This is a genomic window from Endozoicomonas sp. ONNA2 (assembly GCF_024606365.1).
GTDB lineage: Bacteria > Pseudomonadota > Gammaproteobacteria > Pseudomonadales > Endozoicomonadaceae > Endozoicomonas.
This window is the reverse complement of sequence record NZ_JAHHPO010000851.1, coordinates 1-2,908: the sequence shown is the minus strand read 5'-3', so window position 1 is coordinate 2,908 and position 2,908 is coordinate 1. Positions and strand designations below refer to the sequence as shown.

Below are 2,908 nucleotides of genomic sequence, written 5' to 3'. Positions count from 1 at the left end.
GAAGGGAGCATAGCCTTAGCTATGTGACCGGAGTTGCAACGCAGCAGAGTGACTGACCACTTAGTCAGAAAATATGATTTCATTTGGTTAACTACTTAGTACTATCAGGAAGAATTCCTTAATGTCTACCCCAAGACCAAACCCTAAAAGCGAATCATGCTTTTTTTGATGGATCATGGAAAAAGCAGATTTTAAAAAGTCGGGAAATGGAATAGGGCTTTTATTAGTACGGTGATCTTCTATCTCTTCAAAACATGCTGCTACTTTATGAATCAAGTACGTGGCACTGGGTTACCTGATTTGTTTCTGAATGGCTGTACCCATAATCCACCCAACGACACTGGACACTGTTTGATAAGTAATTACTTTAGTCTATAAATTGCGCGGGCTCTTTTTTTATTCAACCTCTGGGACTGTTGCGGCTGTAAAGCTTGGTGATTCATCGGGAATTGCTGCAAAATCAGCGGGCATGGCACCTGTTTTTGCTGTCTCTATCGACAAAAAACAAAATAAAGAAAAACAGTGTCAGGAAAAAAATAGTGTCTTGAATCTATTTATGAAGAGGGGGTAGGCACCAAACCTTACCCCCGGGCAGAAACAGCAATTGACGAATGTTAGTCAACACCCGTGCCACGATTCAGCAACTCGGTAGTTTTCTCCATGATTTTACGCCCAATGAGAATAGAGGGTCTGTATGGATGCAGTGCTGCTTTGATGCCTGAAGGGTTATAGTCACTGCTGTCATCGTAAGAAGTGTTCACAGGAAGACCACTTCCTCCTCCCCCTCCGAGGAATTCCACGACAGTTATCGCAACAATGGCAATACCGCTGAATATGGCTTCAGATCCATGTTTTGGCAGTTTATAGTACAGGCGGGAAATATAGTTGAAGGTCTCGCGGCCGGCTGTGATGGTATACTCACAAAGGCTTTTATGTGGTTTTCCACTGGCAGCATCTGCGGCAATTTTGATCATGCCGTAGACAGCGCCTCCGGCGGAAGCAAGCCCGGTAGCAGCCAGGGCGGTAACGTAGTAGGCAGCAAAAATACCGCCATTGACCACCGTTGAGGCAATGCGAAATGGCATGGCAGCAGCCTTGCCAGCGACACTGCCGACTTTTGACAATAGGGAACGCTTGCTGTTTTCGGCATGAGCAGATGATCTGGAATGATCAACACTGGCAGCTGAGACTGCTGGAGATGTAGATGTAAATGAAGAACCGTCCATAATTAAACCTCCTTATTGGTTTATATTGATTGGTGACAGGTTTTGATGAACTGTAGTTTACTGATATTTGTGGTTTGATTGACTAACAAGGCCGTTAGCAAGAGTGGCAGTGGGTCGGAACGACTCACATTCATCAAGCAGGGCAGAGGCTGGCTATACTGGACACCGATATTGAGCATCACACTCCGAATGTGTCATTGCTTGAGTGGGGCGGTTGCATTTTACCAATTCCAAATCGATTCTGGACTCAGTGGGAAACATGAACGAAATTGCCAATATGCCAAAACTACCGCTGACAGGCAGTGCTGATGGTCCGGTTGCGGATATTTGTAGCAACAAAGTGTTGTGGGGCGGATACCACATTGGCAATGTCGAGGCTTTACCGGAAGAAAATAAAGGGTATCTCCATTCATTACCGCGTAATCTTTGCGTTGATTGTAAGGGATTGTTACGAAGCTCAGTGCAAACAGGCTGTGGCTGTTATTTATGTGAGGACTGCAACCATTACAGAACACATACAATCCCGCCAGATTGTTTATGCCACCAGTGCTCAGCTAATGGAAAACCTTCAAGCCAGGAAAACATTAATGCGTGCAAATCGTTCAATGCTGATCTGGCCCAAAGACGTTTCATCGACAAATTTTACCTCAAGTGCCCATTCACCGATTGTCAGTGGCAAGGTACGGTGGCTGAACTTTATGGCACGCACGAAAATGAACATCTGATGGATGCTTACCCCGTTTCTTCCCTTAAACATCTGTGCAGGTCGGCCATTCAGCGCTGCTTTGGTGGTAATACCATTCGGTTAGGCGAATGCTGCACTGTGTTGCCAATACCTCGGGAGTTGCAACAGTATTTGACCATTGCGCCGGGTTACACGTCCTGCAACCGCTCAGCCAAAGCTTATGTAGAAAAGTACTTTGTGACTTCCCCTGGTTTGCTGGCTTGCTTGTTCCTCAATAATAAGCATCAAGTGATGGCTACGTGGTCTACGGTTATGGAGGATCCCTGTAATGCCGACAAAAAACGTGCTGTAAAACGCTTTGTCTGCGAGCAGGCATTGGATCGCAATGTGGACTATATACAGTTTTACTACCATCCGAAAAAAAGGGATCCCGCTTGTGAAAGTCATGACACCGTCGCTGAATCTTTGCGATGGAATTGTGTACATTGGTGGAGTTTCGACGATGTGGTGTATATTGATGGTGTGACACTTTGGAAAGTTGATGTGATACCCTTGAGTTACTCAGTGGTGACTTTGCCGGAAAATCCCCCCCGTGTCAGTCACGAACCAGCCCGCCCTGTAGTTTGAGAACGTCGTGTTTGAGAGTGTCGTATTTGTGCAGGCGACTGAGTCAGATTACCCATTTTCATGACTCTGGTGCCGGGCTTTAGTAGTGAATTTGAGGTTTCAGCATTCCAGGCTTGAGCTTCCTGGTTAATTAATTCGTGGTTGGCAGGGATGTGTCAATCACGGTCCTGTCACATAACCATGAGCCAAAACGATCCGAAATCAACTGGTTGTTCGCCTGCTGGTTTTTTATATGCTTTGCCATGTTAGCGTTATAGTTATCCAGCCAATGTTTTTCTTCGGGATTATTCGCCAGCAATAATTTCATAAATTCCCTCCTGATTACCACTGATCGTACGTCATGATACAGAGAAAGTTTATTTAAGAATAT

General features: G+C 45.4%; 3 protein-coding genes. 1 reads left to right on the top strand and 2 read right to left on the bottom strand.

The features are described from left to right. Positions 1–614: 614 nt before the first annotated feature. Positions 615–1,226: a hypothetical protein gene (locus tag KDK14_RS15125; RefSeq protein WP_257266007.1), complete on the bottom strand. Its 612-nt coding sequence runs from the start codon at positions 1,224–1,226 to the stop codon at positions 615–617. A gap of 259 nt (positions 1,227–1,485) precedes the next feature. On the opposite strand from KDK14_RS15125, the gene KDK14_RS15120 reads away from it, so the two are divergent. Further along, positions 1,486–2,538 (top strand): hypothetical protein, encoded by a 1,053-nt coding sequence (locus KDK14_RS15120; RefSeq protein WP_257266006.1) that lies wholly within the window; start codon positions 1,486–1,488, stop codon positions 2,536–2,538. Positions 2,539–2,668: 130 nt separating this feature from the next. On the opposite strand, the gene KDK14_RS15115 is transcribed toward KDK14_RS15120, so the two are convergent. Beyond that, complete coding sequence (locus KDK14_RS15115; protein ID WP_257266005.1) at positions 2,669–2,845, bottom strand: hypothetical protein; 177 nt, start codon at positions 2,843–2,845, stop codon at positions 2,669–2,671. Positions 2,846–2,908 lie beyond the last annotated feature (63 nt).

Coding starts and splice junctions, on each gene's coding strand:
- KDK14_RS15115 (WP_257266005.1), bottom strand. CDS start 2,845: ATGAAATTATTGCTGGCGAATAATCCCGAAGAAAAACATTGGCTGGAT.
- KDK14_RS15120 (WP_257266006.1), top strand. CDS start 1,486: ATGAACGAAATTGCCAATATGCCAAAACTACCGCTGACAGGCAGTGCT.
- KDK14_RS15125 (WP_257266007.1), bottom strand. CDS start 1,226: ATGGACGGTTCTTCATTTACATCTACATCTCCAGCAGTCTCAGCTGCC.